Annotated in this window: 18 protein-coding genes; 8 read left to right on the top strand and 10 right to left on the bottom strand. The window is 56.6% G+C overall.

The window, feature by feature from the left end; all coding sequences use genetic code 11:
- Positions 1 to 12: 12 nt before the first annotated feature.
- Positions 13 to 795, bottom strand: coding sequence for an iron efflux ABC transporter permease subunit FetB (gene fetB, locus O1721_RS09160; protein ID WP_017383223.1), 783 nt, complete (start codon positions 793 to 795; stop codon positions 13 to 15).
- On the bottom strand, positions 788 to 1459 hold the full coding sequence (gene fetA, locus O1721_RS09155; RefSeq protein ID WP_015571235.1) for an iron efflux ABC transporter ATP-binding subunit FetA: 672 nt from the start codon (positions 1457 to 1459) through the stop codon (positions 788 to 790). Before fetA ends, fetB begins: the two co-directional genes overlap by 8 nt.
- A 142-nt stretch (positions 1460 to 1601) precedes the next feature.
- On the opposite strand from fetA, the gene O1721_RS09150 reads away from it, so the two are divergent.
- From O1721_RS09150 to O1721_RS09140, 3 genes are all read left to right on the top strand, one after another.
- Positions 1602 to 2456, top strand: a complete 855-nt coding sequence (locus O1721_RS09150; RefSeq protein WP_015571236.1) for a hypothetical protein — start codon at positions 1602 to 1604, stop codon at positions 2454 to 2456.
- A gap of 154 nt (positions 2457 to 2610) precedes the next feature.
- Entirely contained in the window at positions 2611 to 3525 is a 915-nt protein-coding gene (locus tag O1721_RS09145; protein WP_003858941.1) for an SPFH domain-containing protein, read from the top strand.
- Positions 3522 to 3974: an NfeD family protein gene (locus O1721_RS09140; RefSeq protein WP_015571238.1), complete on the top strand. Its 453-nt coding sequence runs from the start codon at positions 3522 to 3524 to the stop codon at positions 3972 to 3974. Before O1721_RS09145 ends, O1721_RS09140 begins: the two co-directional genes overlap by 4 nt.
- Here the strand turns inward: O1721_RS09140 and cueR are convergent.
- Entirely contained in the window at positions 3971 to 4381 is a 411-nt protein-coding gene (gene cueR / locus O1721_RS09135; protein WP_032647471.1) for a Cu(I)-responsive transcriptional regulator, read from the bottom strand. The genes O1721_RS09140 and cueR overlap by 4 nt on opposite strands.
- Positions 4382 to 4489: 108 nt before the next feature.
- On the opposite strand from cueR, the gene copA reads away from it, so the two are divergent.
- The 3 genes from copA (at position 4490) to ybaK (ending at position 8511) form a co-directional block, all read left to right on the top strand.
- On the top strand, positions 4490 to 6988 hold the full coding sequence (copA, locus tag O1721_RS09130; RefSeq protein WP_017694389.1) for a copper-exporting P-type ATPase CopA: 2499 nt from the start codon (positions 4490 to 4492) through the stop codon (positions 6986 to 6988).
- Positions 6989 to 7038: 50 nt separating this feature from the next.
- Positions 7039 to 7833, top strand: coding sequence for a TraB/GumN family protein (locus O1721_RS09125; protein ID WP_017383220.1), 795 nt, complete (start codon positions 7039 to 7041; stop codon positions 7831 to 7833).
- Between the two features lie 198 nt (positions 7834 to 8031).
- Positions 8032 to 8511, top strand: coding sequence for a Cys-tRNA(Pro)/Cys-tRNA(Cys) deacylase YbaK (gene ybaK / locus O1721_RS09120; RefSeq protein ID WP_010428207.1), 480 nt, complete (start codon positions 8032 to 8034; stop codon positions 8509 to 8511).
- An 89-nt stretch (positions 8512 to 8600) separates the two neighbouring features.
- On the opposite strand, the gene ushA is transcribed toward ybaK, so the two are convergent.
- Positions 8601 to 10253 carry a bifunctional UDP-sugar hydrolase/5'-nucleotidase UshA gene (gene ushA, locus O1721_RS09115; RefSeq protein ID WP_032647468.1) on the bottom strand — a complete coding sequence of 551 codons (1653 nt, stop codon included), beginning with the start codon at positions 10251 to 10253 and terminating at the stop codon, positions 8601 to 8603.
- 164 nt (positions 10254 to 10417) lie between these two features.
- On the opposite strand from ushA, the gene O1721_RS09110 reads away from it, so the two are divergent.
- On the top strand, positions 10418 to 11638 hold the full coding sequence (locus O1721_RS09110; protein WP_015571242.1) for an MFS transporter: 1221 nt from the start codon (positions 10418 to 10420) through the stop codon (positions 11636 to 11638).
- Positions 11639 to 11870: 232 nt separating this feature from the next.
- On the top strand, positions 11871 to 13547 hold the full coding sequence (gene ybaL, locus O1721_RS09105; protein ID WP_017383218.1) for a YbaL family putative K(+) efflux transporter: 1677 nt from the start codon (positions 11871 to 11873) through the stop codon (positions 13545 to 13547).
- Between the two features lie 93 nt (positions 13548 to 13640).
- On the opposite strand, the gene O1721_RS09100 is transcribed toward ybaL, so the two are convergent.
- From O1721_RS09100 to O1721_RS09075, 6 genes are all read right to left on the bottom strand, one after another.
- Positions 13641 to 14945, bottom strand: coding sequence for an inosine/guanosine kinase (locus tag O1721_RS09100; protein ID WP_032647466.1), 1305 nt, complete (start codon positions 14943 to 14945; stop codon positions 13641 to 13643).
- A 62-nt stretch (positions 14946 to 15007) separates the two neighbouring features.
- Positions 15008 to 15970: a ferrochelatase gene (hemH, locus tag O1721_RS09095; protein ID WP_032647463.1), complete on the bottom strand. Its 963-nt coding sequence runs from the start codon at positions 15968 to 15970 to the stop codon at positions 15008 to 15010.
- 124 nt (positions 15971 to 16094) lie between these two features.
- Positions 16095 to 16739, bottom strand: a complete 645-nt coding sequence (gene adk, locus O1721_RS09090) for an adenylate kinase (protein ID WP_006809841.1) — start codon at positions 16737 to 16739, stop codon at positions 16095 to 16097.
- 217 nt (positions 16740 to 16956) lie between these two features.
- The gene (htpG, locus tag O1721_RS09085; protein ID WP_045324912.1) at positions 16957 to 18831 is read right to left on the bottom strand and encodes a molecular chaperone HtpG; all 1875 of its coding nucleotides are present in this window, start codon (positions 18829 to 18831) and stop codon (positions 16957 to 16959) included.
- 110 nt (positions 18832 to 18941) lie between these two features.
- The gene (gene recR / locus O1721_RS09080) at positions 18942 to 19547 is read right to left on the bottom strand and encodes a recombination mediator RecR (RefSeq protein ID WP_006809843.1); all 606 of its coding nucleotides are present in this window, start codon (positions 19545 to 19547) and stop codon (positions 18942 to 18944) included.
- Positions 19547 to 19879 (bottom strand): YbaB/EbfC family nucleoid-associated protein, encoded by a 333-nt coding sequence (locus O1721_RS09075; RefSeq protein WP_003858972.1) that lies wholly within the window; start codon positions 19877 to 19879, stop codon positions 19547 to 19549. The genes recR and O1721_RS09075 overlap by 1 nt, the downstream gene beginning before the upstream one ends.
- Positions 19880 to 19918: the final 39 nt, after the last annotated feature.

The raw sequence follows: 19918 nt of genomic DNA, 5'->3' as shown, positions 1-19918 counted from the left end.
CAAAAGCCGATATTACCCCGTCTTTTTCAACTGCGTCACCACCAGCTGGTGGCGCGCGTTGTAAAACTTCCGATAGGTCAGGTAGCAGGCAATGATGGTGGACAGGCTCGCCGTAGAGAGCAGCATAAACGTCACCATAATCTGGTACTTAATCGCTTTTACCGGATCGATACCGGCAAAAATCAGCCCCGACATCATGCCCGGCAGGCTCACCAGACCCACCGTTTTGGCGGAATCCACCGTTGGGATCAGCGAAGAGCGAATGCTGTCGCGGATCAACCGCGCAGAGGCCACCTTCGGCGTCGCGCCCAGGCTTAGCTTCTCCTGAAGCTGCTGCTGTTCACTGCTGAACCGTTGCCCCAGATTGTTGTAGCACAACCCGACCGCCACCATCGCATTGCCCGCAATCATCCCGGAAATGGGGATCACCTGCATCGGCGTAAATTCTATCGAGCCGGAGAGTACCAGTACCGCCAGCGTTAACGCGGTCCCGGTAGTGATGGCGATCAACGACGAAATGAACGCTTTATCGATGTATTTACTGCGTTTCTGCGCGTTCCATGCCGCGTTAAAGCAGATAAACAGCACCATCAACAGGGTCAGCACGGCATGATTGACGTTGAAGATGTATTTCAGCACATAGCCGACGATGATGAGCTGAATGACCGCGCGGGCGATACTCCAAAGAATATCTTTTTCCAGCCCCAGCTTTTCCCGGTAGCTGACCACAATCGCCACCAGCACCAGGACCATCGACAGCGCCAGCGATTCGTTGGTTATGTTATGTTCACCCACGATGAGCCTCCTCCATTTTCCCGCCCTGCGGCCTGAGCGTGATGACATCATCCGCATGGGTAATTTCATTTGAATCATGCGTCACCCACAGCACGGCAATATTCTGCTCCCGGGCGTAGCGATGGATAATGTCATTGACGTTGCGCTTGTTAGCGTCATCCAGCGCGCTGGTGATTTCGTCCAGCAACAGCGCCTTCGGCAAGAATTGCAGGTTACGGATCAGCGAGACGCGCTGCTTTTCCCCTCCCGACAGTTCGGCGATCGATTTGGTCAGCGTCTCCGGCGAAAGCCCGAACCGGGTCAGATCGTCGGTAAACTTTTTCGGATCAGGCGTTTGGTTGCGGATGTGCCAGGGGAAAACCAGATTGTCGTATACCGTGTCGCCAAACAGGGACGGCGTTTGCACGCAGTATGACACCTGCTGGCGATAGCTTTCCGGTGAAAGCGTGGCGATATCTTTTCCTGCAAACAGGATGGTTCCCTCCGTTGGGCTCAGTAGCGAAGCCACGATTTTCAGGAGGGTGCTTTTGCCGCAGCCGGAGGGGCCAGTTATCAGTTTAAATTCGCCCGGAGAGAGACAAAAATCGACGTGCTGAAGGATGGTATTATCACCCACACGAAAGCCAACATCCCTGATATCCAGAAGATTTTTTTTATTATTCATTCCGATTCCATTAACCGCTGTAATAAGAACAGCCTTTAGCATAATCCTTTCCGCTACGCAGCGCGAATAGCCTTAACCTATAGCAAGTGTTAAACTTTTTGCTCGCTAATTGTCACCTCTATAACTACAGGAAGTCAGCAACATGACACATATCTTTTATGAGTTCTCTTCCCTGAAGCCTGGTGTTCCTGATGTGGAAACATTAATGGAAGTCATCAATTCTTCTGAACTCACGCGTTTTGTCATGGGTGCAGAGGTGGTCGATTTTGTTAAGAAGGCGCTCATCGTTAACACCACAATCGGTAGCTTTAAAAACTGCTATTTTGCTTTCGATGATGGAGCTTACTTTCTCGAGTTTGACGGCAAGGGTAAATCCAGACGCTTTACTGAGGTGCCGGACTGGTTCGTTTCCCCCGCGGAATTTGCCCGCTCGCAATGGCTGATTAACCATGATCTGGCCGATGTGAAGGCGACGGCGTTTATTGACGTGCTGATGTCCTACCCGCTTAAAGAGCGCCGGGCGCACTGCAATCTGCTGTTTGGTCTGGATCTGCATAAGGTCAATGTGGTTCCGGCGCCTACAGCCCCTGCCGGAAAAATGGGCAATAAAAACGGAAAAACCACCAAGCCTCGCGTCACAGATCTCGGCTCTTTTGAGCTTTTTACCGCGTTCTTTGCGCGTATGAAAACCGCCGTCAATGCTAATGAATTCCCTACCCTACAGGTGCTGACCGGCCAGGAGGATCTTACAAAAGCGCCGCACAGCTTAAAGCAAGGGATCAGAACCTGGTTTAAGGCGATTACCGGCGATCTGCCGCCGAACAACAAACGTGTCGGGGCGGGCAATGCGGTATTGTTCTGCGCTCCCGTTCGCGAGCAGATCCAGCAGATAGAGGCCATCGGCCTGGAAAAATACTATCAGGGCTTATCAAAAGCTATCGCTGACGCCGGGGATGGGTTTATCACCGACTTCAGCTATACCTGGTCTGAAAAGTAACGCTTTGCGCCCCGTATCCCGAACGGGGCGTTTTATTTCTGCCAGTCCGGTTCCCACCTCTTTACAGGGGCGAAATCCTGTTCGTTAGCCGATATACTTACGTTCAACAAATACGCAGTTTTTCTCGTTACGGCATGCAAAACAGGAGGTTTTTATGCTCATCGTTGTTCCTGTCCTTATATTCGTTGCGCTGGTTATCGTGGGCGCAGGCGTCAAAATTGTCCCGCAGGGTTACCAGTGGACCGTCGAACGCTTCGGTCGCTACACCAATACTCTTCAGCCGGGTTTAAGCCTGATCGTCCCGTTCATGGACAGAATTGGGCGTAAGATCAATATGATGGAGCAGGTGCTGGATATCCCTTCCCAGGAAGTCATCTCCAAGGATAACGCCAACGTCACCATCGATGCGGTGTGCTTTATTCAGGTGATTGATGCGCCGAAAGCGGCCTATGAGGTGAGCAACCTGGAGCTGGCGATCGTCAACCTGACCATGACCAACATCCGTACCGTGCTTGGCTCAATGGAGCTGGACGAAATGCTCTCCCAGCGCGACAGCATTAATACCCGCCTGCTGCACATTGTGGATGAAGCCACCAATCCGTGGGGGATCAAAGTGACCCGCATTGAGATCCGCGACGTGCGCCCACCGGCAGAGCTGATTGCTTCCATGAACGCGCAGATGAAGGCCGAGCGTACCAAGCGCGCCTATATTCTTGAAGCCGAAGGGGTGCGTCAGGCTGAAATCCTGAAAGCGGAAGGGGAAAAACAGTCGCAGATCCTGAAAGCCGAGGGCGACCGTCAGTCTGCCTTCCTCCAGGCGGAAGCGCGTGAACGTTCGGCAGAAGCAGAAGCCCGTGCGACGCAAATGGTCTCCGAGGCGATTGCCGCCGGGGATATCCAGGCCGTGAACTACTTCGTCGCGCAAAAATATACCGATGCGCTGAAGGAGATCGGCTCCGCGAACAACAGCAAGGTGGTAATGATGCCGCTGGATGCCAGCAGTCTGATGGGATCTATCGCCGGAATTGCCGAGTTGATCAAAGACGGCGGAAACGAGCGTAAAAAATGATTGAGCTCATCGTTGCACATCCTCATGCGTTCTGGCTAAGCCTTGGCGGTTTACTGCTGGCCGCCGAGATGCTTGGCGGCAACGGTTATCTGCTGTGGAGCGGGGTTGCCGCGGTGATTACCGGGCTGGTCGTCTGGCTGCTGCCTGTCGGCTGGGAGTGGCAGGGCGCGCTGTTTGCCGTGCTGACGCTGCTGGCCGCCTGGCTGTGGTGGCGCTGGCTGAACAAACGGGTGAAGGCGCAGAAGCCGGTCGACGCGCACCTCAACCAGCGTGGGCAGCAGATCGTTGGTAGACGCTTTACGCTTGATAACGCGCTGATCAACGGACGCGGTCATATGCGCGTGGGGGACAGTTCGTGGCCGGTGGTGGCCGACGATGACCTCAGCGCCGGCACGCGGGTTGAGGTCATTGCGGTGGAAGGCATTACTCTGCGGGTTAAAGCCTGTTAGGCGTGGGTTTTACGGTGGCAGCAGCCGGAAAGATTGTCGATAATCGGGCACTCGGCGCTGTCATCTCCCGGGCAGGATTCTGCCAGCTGTAACAGTTGCTCACGCATCGCCTGTAATTCGACGATATGGCGTTCGATCTCCGCCACTTTTTCCAGCGTACGTTTTTTCACGTCGGCACTGTGGCGTTTCGGATCGTTAAACAGGTTAACCAGCTCGCCGCACTCTTCAAGGTTAAATCCTACCTGTCTTGCCTGGCGCAGTAACGTCAGTTCATCAAGATGCAGCTGCGTATAGCTGCGGTAGCCGTTCTCACTGCGCAACGGTGGCGTCACCAGCCCTTTTTCCTCATAAAAGCGAATCGCTTTGCTGGTTAAGCCGGTTTTTTTCGCAACATCGCTGATATTCACATTTCCCCCTTGACCTTCCCCTTGATGGAAGGTTTAACCTTCATAACAGTTAGCGAAAAGCAGAGTGAAGGTCAACAATTGACCAGAACATTATACGGGAGTTTTGTTATGTCTCACACTATTGACCTGACACTGGACGGCCTCTCCTGCGGCCACTGTGTCAAACGCGTTAAAGAAAGCCTGGAGCAGCGTCCTGACGTGGAAAGCGCTGAGGTGAGTATCGATCATGCCGCCGTGACCGGCAGCGCCAGCGCCGACGCGCTGATTGATACCATTAAACAGGCCGGTTACGGGGCGGAGTTAAGCCACCCAAAGGCTAAACCGCTGGCAGAGTCATCATCCCCGTCGGAAGCACTGACAGCGGCCACTCCTGAGCTTCCGGTAGCTGATGATATTGATGACAGCCAACAGCTGCTGATCAACGGCATGAGCTGCGCCAGCTGCGTCTCCCGGGTACAAAACGCCTTACAGGCGGTACCGGGCGTCGCACAGGCACGGGTAAACCTGGCGGAGCGTACTGCGCTGGTGATGGGCAGCGCCTCCGCCGCAGAGTTAGTGCAGGCCGTGGAGAAAGCGGGCTACGGGGCGGAGGCCATCGAAGATGATGCCGAGCGCCGCGAGCGCCAGCAGGAAACGGCTGTCGCCACTATGAAGCGTTTCCGCTGGCAGGCGATTGTCGCCCTGCTGGTCGGTATTCCGGTGATGGTGTGGGGCATGATGGGTGACAACATGATGGTCACCGCTGACAACCGCACCCTGTGGCTGGTGATTGGTCTGATTACCCTTGCGGTGATGGTGTTTGCTGGCGGACATTTCTATACCAGCGCCTGGAAGAGCCTGAAAAACCGCACCGCGACGATGGACACGCTGGTCGCGCTCGGTACCGGCGCGGCGTGGCTGTATTCGATGAGCGTGAACGTCTGGCCGCAGTGGTTCCCGATGGAGGCGCGCCATCTCTATTATGAAGCGAGTGCGATGATTATCGGTCTGATTAACTTAGGCCATATGCTCGAAGCCCGCGCGCGTCAGCGCTCGTCGAAAGCGCTGGAAAGATTACTCGATTTAACCCCGCCGACGGCCCGCGTGGTCACGGACGACGGGGAAAAAAGCGTTCCGCTCTCAGAGGTACAGCCGGGAATGACGCTGCGCCTGACCACCGGCGACCGCGTGCCCGTCGACGGTGAAATCACCCAGGGCGATGCCTGGCTGGATGAAGCGATGCTGACCGGCGAGCCGATACCCCAGCAGAAATCTCAGGGCGATGCGGTGCATGCGGGTACGGTGGTACAGGACGGCAGCGTACTGTTCCGCGCCAGCGCGGTCGGGAGCCATACCACGCTGTCACGCATCATTCGCATGGTCCGCCAGGCGCAGAGCAGTAAGCCGGAGATTGGTCAGCTTGCCGATAAAATCTCCGCCATTTTTGTGCCGGTGGTCGTCGGTATTGCCCTGCTGAGCGCGGCGATCTGGTATTTCTTCGGCCCGGCGCCGCAGATTGTCTACACCCTGGTGATCGCCACCACGGTGCTGATCATCGCCTGCCCTTGTGCCCTTGGCCTGGCCACGCCGATGTCGATTATCTCTGGGGTCGGACGCGCCGCCGAATTTGGCGTACTGGTCCGGGATGCTGACGCCCTGCAACGGGCAAGCACGCTGGACACCCTTGTCTTTGATAAAACCGGCACGCTCACCGAGGGCAAACCGCAGGTGGTGGCCGTCAGTACCGTTGGCTGTACGGAGACGGACGCCCTGCGCCTTGCCGCCGCGCTGGAACAAGGTTCCAGCCACCCGCTGGCGCGCGCCATCCTGGAGAAAGCCGGTGATGGCCGTCTGCCGCAGGTCAGCAACTTCCGCACCCTGCGCGGTTTAGGGGTCAGCGGTGAAGCCGAAGGCCATACGCTGCTGCTGGGCAACCAGGCACTGCTGACTGAACACGGCGTTGATACGTCCGCGCTGGACGCAGAGCTAAACGCGCAGGCCTCTCAGGGCGCGACGCCGGTTCTGCTGGCGAGGGATGGTCAGGTGGCGGCGCTGCTGGCCGTGCGCGATCCGTTACGCCAGGACAGCGTAGATGCCTTACAGCGCCTGCACCGCGCGGGCTATCGTCTGGTGATGCTGACCGGGGACAACCCGACCACCGCCAACGCCATTGCGAAAGAAGCCGGTATTGATGAGGTGATCGCGGGCGTGCTGCCGGACGGCAAAGCGGACGCCATCAAGAACCTGCAAAGTCAGGGTCGCCAGGTGGCGATGGTGGGCGACGGCATCAACGACGCCCCGGCGCTGGCGCAGGCTGACGTAGGCATTGCGATGGGCGGCGGGAGCGATGTCGCCATTGAAACCGCGGCGATCACCCTGATGCGCCACAGCCTGATGGGGGTGGCGGATGCGCTGGCGATTTCGAAAGCCACGTTGCGCAACATGAAGCAGAACCTGCTGGGGGCCTTCGTCTATAACTCACTCGGCATTCCGATTGCCGCCGGGATTTTGTGGCCGCTGACCGGCACCCTGCTGAACCCGGTTGTTGCGGGTGCGGCGATGGCGCTCTCGTCAATTACCGTGGTGAGCAACGCTAACCGCCTGCTGCGGTTTAAACCGAAGGATTGAACCTTGTACCCGTACGCGCTAGCATGAACCTTTCCGATCATGGAGCGCGTATGGGTCTGTTTAATCGTCTAAAAACATCGTTTCGCGCCCTTTTTCCCCGCCGTTATGCCTGGCCCGGTATGGATATTTCGCTTCCGGGCGGGCAGCATCTGCACCTGGTGGGAAGCATTCATATGGGCACGCAGGACATGTCCCCCCTGCCCTCCGGCCTGATTAAACTGCTGAAGCGCGCCGACGCGCTGATCGTCGAAGCCGACATCTCCGGCCATGAATCGCCGTTTGCCGGGCTGGAAAGCGATCGCCCCCTGGCGGAACGTCTTAACGGGACGCAGCTGGCTGAGCTTACCCGTCTTGCGGATGAGACCGGCGTCTCGCTCTCAATGCTCGACACTCTGCCCCTGTGGCAAATTGCCATGGTGTTACAGGCCACCCAGGCGCAGCGCCTGGGGCTGCGCGGCGATTACGGTATCGATTATCAACTGCTGAATGCGGCAAGGGCGCGCAACCTGTCCGTCATTGAACTGGAAGGCACGGACAGCCAGATTGCGCTTCTTCGCCAGCTTCCCGATGACGGCCTGATGCTGCTGGATGATACCCTGACCCACTGGCACACCAACGCGCGTCTGCTGCAAACGATGATTGGCTGGTGGCTGGATGCGCCGCCCGCAGACGGTAAGCTGGCGTTACCGTCGACATTCAGTGAATCGTTGTATGATGTGCTGATGAACGCGCGCAACCAGGCGTGGCGGGAGACACTATATGCCCTGCCTGCCGGTCGTTATGTTGTCGCGGTTGGCGCGTTGCATTTGTACGGAGAAGGGAATTTGCCGTCGCTGCTGAAATAAAAAAATGGCCAATATCTCTATTGGCCCGTCAAAGAGGAATTTCATCGTTTTTATTATACCGAAGTGACCTTCGGCTACGCCGATTGTCGCTCAAAGTAACCATCACTGCCAATACTATTGCGCAAGATGGTGCTATTTTTTAGACAAACGTCAGGCGTATGCTGCTGGTATGAATCGTCTGTCGTAAGAAGGATAGCCATGACTCCCGCCGTTAAATTACTCGAAAAAAACAAAATTTCTTTCCGGATCCACACCTACGATCACGATCCGAACGAAACCAACTTTGGTGATGAAGTGGTGCGCAAGCTGGGGCTGAACGCGGACCAGGTCTACAAAACGCTGCTGGTCGCGGTGAACGGCGATATGAAGCACCTCGCCGTGGCAGTGACGCCCGTCGCCGGACAGCTTGATCTGAAGAAAGTGGCCAAAGCGCTGGGAGCGAAAAAGGTCGATATGGCAGACCCGATGGTTGCGCAACGCACAACGGGTTATCTGGTCGGCGGGATCAGCCCGCTCGGCCAGAAAAAGCGTCTGCCGACGCTGATCGATGCGCCTTCGCAGGAATTTGAGACGATCTATATTTCTGGCGGCAAACGCGGGCTGGATATCGAACTGGCCGCAGGCGATCTGGCGAAAATGCTGGACGCGAAATTTGCGGATATTGCGCGCCGGGATTGAGAAAATTGCCCGGTGGCGCTGCGCTTACCGGGCCTACGATTCGAATGTAGGCCGGGTAAGGCGAAGCCGCCACCGGGCAAAAAAACGCACTACTGCCAGCTCACCTCGCCCTTCGGCTCATACGCGTTCACGTCAATCGGTGAATTTTGCTGGATAAACTGCTTCAACACTTCCGCATCAATAAACCCGGTATTTACATAGCCCGGTTTGTTATCGATATGCGGATAGCCGTCGCCGCCGGTGGCGTTAAAGCTTAACGTTGCCAGGCGGTAAGTTTTCGCCGGATCAACCGGTTCGCCTTTGATTTTGAGATCGTTGAGCTTGCCGTCCTTCGCGACGAAGCTGACGTTAGCAAACTGCGGATACGCCCCGGAATCCGGCTTCATCTGCGCCACGGCGGTCAGGTAGTCAATCACCTCCTTCCCGCTCATGTCCGCATAGACCACCACGTTGCCAAACGGCTGCACCTTGAGCACGTCTTTATAGGTGATGTCTCCGCCTTCAATGGAATCACGAATACCGCCGCCGCTCATCACGCCGAAATCAGCATTCGTGCGCGCCATCTGCGCGGCCAGCACCAGACGCCCCATGTTGGTCTGTACAAAGCGGACTTTGCTGCGGTCCCCTTCCAGTCGTCCGTTAAGCGTGCCAATCTTCACGTCCAGCTGCGCTTTCCCTTTGCTCTGGAACGGCGTCAGCAAAGAGAGCATCTGCTGGTTTTCAGCGATCTCTGGCGTGTAGAGTACCCGCTCGCTTTTGCCATCCGGGTAGGTCACTTTCTTCTTCAGGTTGACCGGGATGAGCTGATAGTGCACCAGCTTCATTTCGCCGTTACGGAATTCGAAATCCGCGCGGCCAACGTATTTACCCCACTCGTGGGCCTGTACAATCCAGATCCCGTTCTGACGATCAGGCGCGCACGGCGTGCCGGGCACATAATCTGCCTGCTTTTTATTCTCAGAAGCCATGCAGACCGGATCCTGTGAGTGACCGCCCACAATCATCGCCAGCGAGCCCGCAGGAAGGCTGCGCGCCATCTCCACGTCGCCCGGCGCGTTAGAGCCGTGCTGACCGTTATCGTAATGCCCCATGTGGGTGGTCGCGATAATCACATCCGGTTTTTCATTCTGCTGCAACTCCTGGATCACCAGCTTCGCTTCGTCCGCCGGTTTACGAAATTCGATGTCGGTGAAAAATTCAGGGTTGCCAATTTTGGCCGTATCGTCGGTGGTTAAGCCGATGACCGCGATCTTCAGATCCTGACGCTTAAACAGCGCCCACGGTTTAAACAGGCGCTCGCCGGTGCTTTTCTGATAAATATTGGCGGAAAGGAACGGGAATTTGGACCACTTCTCCTGCTGGCGCAACACGCTCAGCGGATTATCAAACTCGTGGTTTCCGACCGCCATCGCGTCGTAACCAATTAAATTCATGCCGCGGAAATCAGGCTCGGCATCCTGTAAATCAGATTCCGGCACCCCGGTATTAATATCCCCGCCCGACAGCAGCAGGACGCTGCCGCCCTGGGCCGCGACCTCTTTACGAATGCCGTCCACCAGCGTTTTTTGCGCCGCCAGGCCATATTCACCGTATTCGCTGCGCCAGAAATGGCCGTGATGATCGTTAGTATGCAGAATGGTAATTTTATAGGTTTTATCTTTTTCATACGCCTGCGCGGGCAGGCTTGTCAGCCCCCATGCGGCGATGAGCGCCAGCGCGACGCCACGCTTCATTAACTTCATCTTCTCTCTCCCTGACCCATAGACAAACGCAAAAATTACAGTGACTCACAAGAATAGACAAATAAGTTTTCAGAATTGCGACTTTCTTCAAATGTCACGGACGGGTATGTTAGTCGGATAATAATTACTCCCTGCATCTCTAATAACAAATCGACGTGGTATTTATGGCAATCAGTGAATCAACCCAGCCCGTCCAGGGCGCTCCGGCGTCGCCGCCGAAATCGCGCACTTCCTTTAAAGTATTAGGCGCAATCAGTCTCTCTCATCTGCTCAACGACATGATCCAGTCGCTGATTCTGGCGATCTACCCGCTGTTGCAGTCTGAGTTCTCATTAACCTTCGTGCAGATCGGGATGATCACCCTGACCTTCCAGCTGGCCTCTTCGCTGCTACAGCCGGTGGTGGGCTACTGGACGGACAAATACCCGATGCCATGGTCGCTGCCCATTGGCATGTGCTTCACCCTGAGCGGGCTGGTGCTGCTGGCCATGGCGGGCAGCTTTGAGGCGGTACTGGTTGCCGCGGCGCTGGTGGGAACCGGTTCATCGGTGTTCCATCCGGAATCGTCCCGCGTGGCACGTATGGCCTCCGGCGGACGTCACGGGCTGGCGCAGTCTCTGTTCCAGGTGGGGGGTAACTTTGGTAGCTCCCTCGGTCCTCTGCTGGCGGCGGTAATTATCGCGCCTTACGGCAAAGGCAACGTGGCGTGGTTTGTGCTGGCCGCGCTGCTGGCGATTGTCGTCCTGGCGCAAATCAGCCGCTGGTATGCCGCGCAGCATCGCGTAAATAAGGGAAAACCTGCCGCGAAGATAACCAATCCCCTTCCGCGCAATAAGGTGATCCTTGCCGTCAGCGTGCTGCTGGTACTGATTTTCTCGAAATATTTCTATATGGCGAGCATTAGCAGCTATTACACCTTCTATCTGATGCAAAAATTCGGATTATCAGTACAAAACGCCCAGTTCCACCTCTTTGCCTTCCTGTTTGCGGTGGCGGCAGGCACGGTGATAGGCGGCCCTGTAGGGGATAAAATTGGACGTAAATATGTGATTTGGGGCTCTATCCTCGGCGTCGCGCCGTTTACGCTTGTTTTACCGTACGCAACGCTGGAATGGACCGGAATATTGACGGTGATTATTGGTTTTATTCTCGCATCGGCATTTTCAGCCATCCTGGTCTACGCGCAGGAGCTGCTGCCGGGACGTATCGGTATGGTTTCCGGCCTCTTTTTCGGTTTTGCCTTTGGCATGGGCGGCCTTGGCGCAGCCGTGTTGGGGATGGTTGCAGACCACACCAGCATCTTCCTGGTCTATAAAATCTGCGCTTTCCTGCCACTTCTGGGGATGTTGACCATATTCCTGCCTGACAATCGTCATAAAGCGTGACTTCACGGCTGCCAAAGTTAAACTTTGGCAGCCGGATAACCTGATGCCATAAGGCTTTCCTCTCCCTCCCCTCAGCAAATTTATCAAAATCTGCCTTTTTTCATGCTTATTGCCTTTTTATTGTGATTTCAACAATTATTCATAAACATAAGCGTAAAAATTGTCATAAACTATTAATCGGCTTTTTGGTATTTGCACCAAAAATGGATCACCCATCGCGAAAGGAGACGGAATGCACCACGCCACACCGCTTATCACCACCATTGTTGGTGGACTTGTGCTCGCTTTTATTCTCGGCATGATTGCCAATAAATTGCGTATTTCGCCCCTGGTAGGCTATTTACTGGCGGGCGTGCTGGCAGGGCCCTTTACGCCGGGTTTTGTCGCTGATACCAAACTGGCGCCTGAGCTGGCGGAATTGGGCGTGATCCTGCTGATGTTTGGCGTCGGACTGCATTTTTCCCTGAAGGATCTGATGGCGGTAAAGTCGATCGCCATACCGGGAGCGATCGCCCAGATAGGGGTGGCGACGCTGCTGGGCATGGCGCTTTCGGCGGTGCTGGGCTGGTCAATCATGACCGGTATCGTATTTGGGCTGTGTCTTTCAACCGCCAGTACCGTGGTGCTGCTGCGCGCGCTTGAAGAGAGACAGCTGATAGACAGCCAGCGCGGACAAATCGCGATAGGCTGGCTGATTGTTGAAGATCTGGTAATGGTGTTGACGCTGGTTCTGCTGCCTGCCGTTGCCGGGATGATGGAAAAAGAGAATATCGGCTTCGCCTCGCTGGCGCTGGATATGAGCATTACCATCGGTAAAGTCGTGGCGTTTATCGCCATCATGATGCTGGTGGGCCGCCGTCTGGTGCCGTGGATCATGTCCCGCAGCGCCGCCACGGGCTCGCGTGAACTGTTCACGCTTTCGGTCCTTGCGCTGGCGCTGGGCATTGCCTTTGGCGCCGTCGAGCTGTTTGACGTCTCCTTTGCGCTGGGCGCGTTCTTCGCCGGGATGGTGCTGAACGAGTCCGAGCTGAGCCACCGTGCCGCGCACGATACCCTGCCGCTACGTGATGCATTCGCGGTGCTGTTCTTTGTCTCCGTCGGGATGCTGTTCGACCCGCTGATCCTCATTCAGCAGCCGCTGGCCGTGCTGGGTACGCTGGCAATCATCATCTTTGGTAAGTCCGTTGCCGCCTTCTTCCTGGTACGGATGTTCGGCCATTCGCCGCGCACGGCGCTGACCATCGCCGCCAGCCTGGCGCAGATTGGCGAGTTCGCCTTTATTCTTGCCGGTCTGGGGATGGCCCTGAACCTGCTGCCACAGGCGGGGCAAAATCTGGTGCTGGCGGGGGCGATCCTCTCCATCATGCTAAACCCGGTATTGTTTGCCCTGCTGGAGAAATATCTCGAGAAGACCGAAACCCTCGAAGAGCAAACCCTGGAAGAAGCGATTGAGGAGGAGAAACAGATCCCCGTAGATATCTGCAACCACGCGCTGCTGGTCGGTTTTGGCCGCGTCGGCAGCCTGCTCGGTGAGAAGCTGATGGCCCAGGGGATCCCCCTGGTAGTGATTGAAACCTCCCGCACTCGCGTCGACGAGCTTCGCGAGCGCGGCATCCGCGCGGTGCTGGGCAACGCGGCTAACGAAGAGATTATGAATCTGGCGCATCTGGACTGCGCTCGCTGGCTGCTGCTCACTATCCCGAACGGTTACGAGGCTGGCGAGATTGTCGCCACAGCCCGTGAAAAATGCCCACATATCGAAATCATTGCCCGCGCCCATTATGATGACGAAGTGGAGTACATCACCGAGCGCGGCGCGAATCAGGTGGTGATGGGTGAGCGTGAGATTGCGAATACAATGCTGACAATGCTGACAAAACCGCCAGTTGAAGAGGCGGTGACGGGTTAAGTTTTGTGCGGCCTGATGCCCTCACCCTGGCCCTCTCCCACAGGGAGAGGGAACAAACACTAAAAACGGCAACCACAGGTTGCCGTTTTGCTTTTACCTGTCCCAATACGCCTCTTCGAGGCTGTCTTCCCGTTCCGGCAGCCCCCGCGTTAAGCGCGGTGAATGCTGGTTCAGCACCTGATAACTCACGCGGTTCGCGTACTTGCACACCTGCGCCAGCGAGGAGTAGGTCAGCCAGTTGAAGGTGTGCTTGCTGGAATTCGGCACATTGGTTTTGTGGTAGGCGTTGGCGGTGATGTCGTGCAGCAGCGCGGCCAGCGCGCCGTCGCCCGCGCCGTTGGTGTTCATGATCTTCTCGGGGCCACCCATATACGGTGCGATGTGGGAGAAGATACGCAGCGGGTTGATGCAGTCTTTATAACGCATGGCGCGGCTGAACTCGTACTGGTTAAATTCGGCGATTGCGCCCGGCAGCAGCGGGTGCTGGGTTTTCCGCTTGCTCTCTTCTTCCGTGAAGCCCGCCATATACAGCCCGACCGGCCCGGCGGTGCAGAGCACCAGATCTACCCAGTCCAGCGCCTTATCAGACGCCAGCAGCGGATCGCTTTCGCCGGTCAGCGCTTCGGCTTCTTCTTCATTCATCGCCAGAATCGAGACGTGTTCTTTCAGGAAGGCCTGCCACCACTCCGGGTTGTCGGCAATGACGAATTTGGTGCCCAGCGTCAGAACCACAGGCACGTTGTATTTCTTCGCGTACTCAATTGCCTTCATGGTTGCGTCCGGCATTGGTTCGCCCGGCTTGCAGCGCACCAGATAGGAGGTCAGTACCAGCGCAGACGCGCCCGCGATCACCTCTTCCGGGATACTTTCAGCGCGCAGCTTGTTCATATGGCCGGGGCTGATGGCAAAGGTACGCTCGCCGGAATCGCTTATCAGCGTAAAGCAGCGGCCAATCGGCCCGTCAACGCCCTGCAAATAGTTCAGATCGGTGCGGCTGGAGGTATTGCACAGGTAGCGGTAGGCATAGCCACCGATTTCGATATTGCTGCACATCACGCCAAGCAGCACCGAGCGGTCGTCTGCCAGTACGGAGTAGTTGTGCATGGTGTTGCCGATGGTGCCGCCGGCAAACTGGTGGGTGATAAGATTTTCGCGCACCAGCTCCTGATACAGCGCTTCAGCAACGTCATCCTCAATCACCAGCGAGTGCCCGGCGCTCAGACCGTAACGTGCGACAAACGCATCATCCACTTTGGCTTCAATGTCCACCAGCGTCTGATCGATACCGACCACCCAGGCAGCGCTGGTTTCGCTTTCCTGCTGAATTTGCTGTAACAGCGGATCGCGGGCATCGACGGGGAAATAGTGTTTGGACTTACGTTTACCGGGAAATTTCATGGTCTGAACTGTGCAAAGAATACGGGCCGGGAATGGTAGCACAAACCCGGCCCGTAACGCGATCAGCGGCGGGTGGTGACCAGTGACACCATCATGTCGATGTGTTCAGGGGAGTCGTTAAGCGCAGGAATGTATTCGTATTTCGTTCCGCCCGCCTCCATAAAGAACTCTTTGTTCTGGACAGCAATCTCTTCCAGCGTTTCCAGACAGTCCGCCGAGAAGCCCGGCGACATCACCTGAATGTGCTTCACGCCCTTCTCGCCCAGCATCTTAAGCGTTTCATCAGTATACGGGGTGAGCCACGGTTCACGGCCGAAGCGCGACTGGAAGGTCATCATCACCTTCTCAGGCGGCAGGCCGAGGGCGGAGACTAGCTCGCGGGTGGTATCGCGGCAACGCTGGGGGTAATCATCCCCTTCGTTCGCGAAACGCTGCGGAATACCGTGATAGGAGAGCAGCAGCAGATCCGGCTCGCCGTGTTTTTCAAACGACGCGCGCGCGCTGCTGGCAAGCGCCTGAATGTACAGCTCGTTATCGGCGTAGTCGCGGATAAAGGTGATACCCGGTATACGGCGGCGGGTCGCCAGAATGCGCGCCAGTTCGTCCCAGACGGCAGCTACCGTGGAGCACGAATACTGCGGATAAAGGGCCAGCACCACAATGTGTTCAACGCCCTGCGCCAGCAGAGAGTCGACGGCGCTTTCCAGGGACGGCTTACCGTAGCTCATGCCGAGCGCAACGGGCATGTCCGGCAGGCGGGCGGCCAGCGCCTTCTCCTGACGACGGCTGTACACCATCAGCGGCGAGCCCTCTTCCATCCACACGGACTGATAGAGCTTTGCCACACGCGGGGAACGAATCGGCAGAATGACGCCACGCAGCAGTGGCCACCACAGCAGTCTTGGGGTATCCACGACGCGCGTGTCGCTTAAAAATTGTCGCAGGTAGCGTTTGACCGCCGCTGGAGTAGGTGCTTCTGGGGTGCCCAGATTGGCAAGCAGGATGCCGATTTTCGCCTGACTCATTCACGCCTCTTAACCATTTGATAGGCTGTCAATTGTAGCGGAAATGCGTTTAAACGAAACCCATTGCTGTAATAGGTAAGATGAGAATTTTTCTCACCCGGGGCTCCGGGTGAGAGAGGTGCGCTTAGCCGAGGATTTTTTCCAGCTCTGCACGTACGTCAGCCACGGCTTTGGTGCCGTCCACTTTCGCGTATTTGGTGTTACCCGCCTGCGCTTCTTTGGTGTAGTAGCCGATCAGCGGTGCGGTCATCTGATGGTATTCCACCAGGCGTTTACGCACGGTTTCTTCCTGATCGTCTTTACGGGTGGTCAGCTCTTCGCCGGTCACGTCGTCTTTGCCTTCAACCTTAGGTGGGTTGAATTTGATGTGGTAAACGCGGCCAGAAGCAGCGTGTACGCGACGGCCAACGATACGGTCAACGATCAGCTCGTCTGGTACGTCGAACTCCAGCACGTAATCCACGTTGATGCCCGCTTCTTTCATGGCGTCAGCCTGAGGAATGGTGCGCGGGAAGCCGTCCAGCAGGAAACCGTTACGGCAGTCTTCCTGAGCAATGCGCTCTTTAACCAGCGCGATAACCAGTTCGTCGGTTACCAGCTTGCCTGCGTCCATGATGTCTTTAGCTTGTTTGCCCAGCTCGGAGCCAGATTTAACAGCGGCACGCAGCATGTCACCAGTAGAGATTTGCGGAATACCGTATTTCTCCATGATGAACTGAGCCTGAGTTCCCTTACCCGCGCCCGGAGCGCCAAGCAGAATAATACGCATTGCGAAAATCCCCTCAAATGTCGATTCAATTTTTCAAAAGCGCTAAACAATACCACCAGAACGGGTATCGCTCAAGGAAGGCGGGGAGGCTGAAACGGTTAACGGGGGGAGATAATTTGGCTTCGTGCGGTCTGGTGCCCTCACCCTAACCCTCTCCCACAGGGAGAGGGAACTCTTTCACCCTCTCCCTGTGGGAGAGGGCCGGGGTGAGGGAAGATTACGCCAGCAGCAGCGCATTCACACGTTTAATGAACAGGTTAGGATCTTCCAGCGTACCGCGCTCGGCCAGCAGGGACTGATCGAGCAGCAGTTCAACCCACTCGGCAAAGCGGGCGTCATCCTGGGTATCCGCCGCGCGTTTCACCAGCGGGTGATCCGGATTAAGCTCAAAGATATATTTCACTTCCGGCACGGCCTGGCCCGCCGCAGCGAACAGTTTCGCCATCTGGGTGCTCATTTCGTCCGCATCGGTGGTGACAATGGCTGGCGTATCGGTCAGACGGTGCGTGAAGCGCACCTCTTTCACGCGGTCGCCCAGCAGCGTTTTAACGCGCTCAACGAACGGCTCCAGCGCCTTCTCGGCTTCTTTCGCGCTGTCGTCCACTTCATCCGCCAGCTTATCGATAGACTCGTCGGCTTTGGCAACGGACTGGAAGGATTTACCGTCGAACTCGGTCAGGTAGTTCATCATCCACTCGTCGATGCGGTCAGACAGCAGCAGCACTTCGATGCCTTTCTTACGCAGCAGTTCCAGATGCGGGCTGCTCTTCGCTGCCGCATAGCTGTCGGCGGTGATGTAGTAGATCTTCTCCTGCCCTTCTTTCATGCGGGAGACGTACTCTTCCAGCGACACGGTCTGGGCGGAGGAGTCGTTGTGCGTAGAGGCGAAGCGCAGCAGTTTAGCGATAGCTTCCACGTTCGTAGTATCTTCCGCCGGACCTTCTTTCAGCACCAGGCCAAACTGTTTCCAGAAGGTCTGGTATTTTTCCGCATCGTCCTTCGCCAGTTTTTCCAGCATCTGCAACGCACGTTTGGTCAGGGCGTTGCGCAGGTTACGGGTGACGGTGCTGTCCTGAAGAATTTCACGGGAGACGTTCAGCGGCAGATCGTTGGAGTCTATCAGGCCACGCACAAAGCGCAGGTAGTTCGGCATGAACTGCTCGGCGTCGTCCATGATGAAGACGCGCTGCACGTACAGCTTCAGGCCGTGCTTGTGATCGCGGTTCCACATGTCCCACGGCGCCTGCGCCGGAATGTACAGCAGGCTGGTGTACTCCTGTTTCCCTTCCACACGGTTGTGGCTCCAGGTCAGCGGATCGGTGAAGTCGTGGGCGATGTGCTTGTAAAACTCGTTGTACTCGTCGTCTTTAATTTCAGCTTTATTACGCGTCCACAGCGCCTGCGCCTTGTTGATTTTCTCCCAGGAAACCACGGTTTCGCCGTCTTTCTCTTCCTGTTTTTCAATCTCTACCGGCAGCGCGATATGGTCGGAATATTTGCTGATAATGGAGCGTACGCGCCAGTCGTTCAGGAAATCGTCTTCGCCTTCACGCAGGTGCAGGGTGATTTCGGTGCCGCGATCCGCTTTGGTGATGTCATCAACGGTGTATTCACCTTCACCTTTAGACTCCCACAGCACGCCGTTCTCGACGCTGTCGCCCGCGGCGCGGGTGCGCACGGTGACTTTGTCCGCCACGATGAACGCCGAGTAGAAGCCTACGCCGAACTGACCGATCAGCTGGCTGTCTTTCGCCTGGTCAGAGCCCATGGACTCAAGGAACGCTTTGGTGCCGGATTTGGCGATGGTTCCGAGGTGGTCAATCACCTCGTCGCGGTTCATCCCGATGCCGTTATCGGCGATGGTCAGGGTGCGGTTCTCTTTATTAAACGAGACGCGCACGCGCAGCTCGCCGTCGCCTTCATACAGATCCGGGTTAGACAGCGCGCGGAAGCGCAGCTTGTCCGCCGCATCAGAGGCGTTGGAAATCAGCTCACGCAGGAAGATTTCTTTGTTGGAATACAGGGAATGGATCATCAGGTGCAGAAGCTGTTTTACTTCTGACTGGAAACCACGGGTTTCTTGTCCTTTCATCTAAGTCGACCTCAACAATGCCATTTAATGGGGTTGTAAAACGTTGAGTGAGAGATGGGGATAAGGGGAGGAATTTTCAAGCGGAGGCCGCGCGCGCAGCCTCCGTTTGGTCAGAAAATAATCTTGTGACGTCCGGCCAGCGAGTGTGACAGCGTGGTGCCGTCGACCATCTCCAGCTCACCGCCGACCGGCACGCCGTGGGCGATGCGGCTGGCGTCAACGCCGTACTGCGCGCACAGTTCGGCGATGTAGTTGGCGGTTGCCTCCCCTTCCACCGTCGGGTTGGTGGCGAGGATCACCTCTTTGATGGTTTCCGACTCCAGGCGCTGCTCCAGGCGATCGAGACCGATATCGTCCGGGCCGATGCCATCCAGCGGGGAGAGATGCCCCATCAGCACGAAATAGCGGCCGGAAAACTGCCCGGTTTGTTCGATGGCGTAGATGTCCGCCGGACTCTCCACCACGCAAATCTGACCGTTTTCCTGACGACGCGGGTTCGTGCAGATGTTACATACGTCCTGCTCGGTAAAGGTCCGGCAATCCGCACAGTGGCCAATTTCTGACATGGCGCGGGTCAGAGCCTGCGCCAGGCGCATCCCGCCGCTGCGGTCGCGCTGCAATAGCGTAAACGCCATACGCTGCGCCGACTTCGGGCCAACGCCCGGCAGGCAGCGCAGTGCTTCCATTAACTGCGTGAGCAGCGGACTGGTTTGCATCAGAATGGCATCTTAAAGCCCGGCGGCAGTTGCATACCGCTGGAAACAGAGGCCATTTTCTCTTTCTGGGTTTCGTCGATACGGCGAGCGGCATCGTTAAACGCGGCTGCAACCAGATCTTCCAGCATCTCTTTGTCGTCTTCGAGCAGGCTCGGGTCGATTTCAACGCGACGGCAGTTATGCGCACCGTTGATGGTCACCTTGACCAGACCGGCACCGGATTCACCCGTGACTTCCAGCTGAGCGATCTCTTCCTGCATCTTCTGCATTTTTTCCTGCATCTGCTGAGCCTGCTTCATCAGGCCACCCAGACCGCCTTTTCCACCAAACATAGGCTTCTCTCTTCTTTCACGTTAAGGATTACAACCGTA

It is taken from the genome of Enterobacter cloacae complex sp. HYC033_NIDB (genome assembly GCF_056673335.1).
This window is presented reverse-complemented; position numbering and strand designations above follow the sequence as displayed.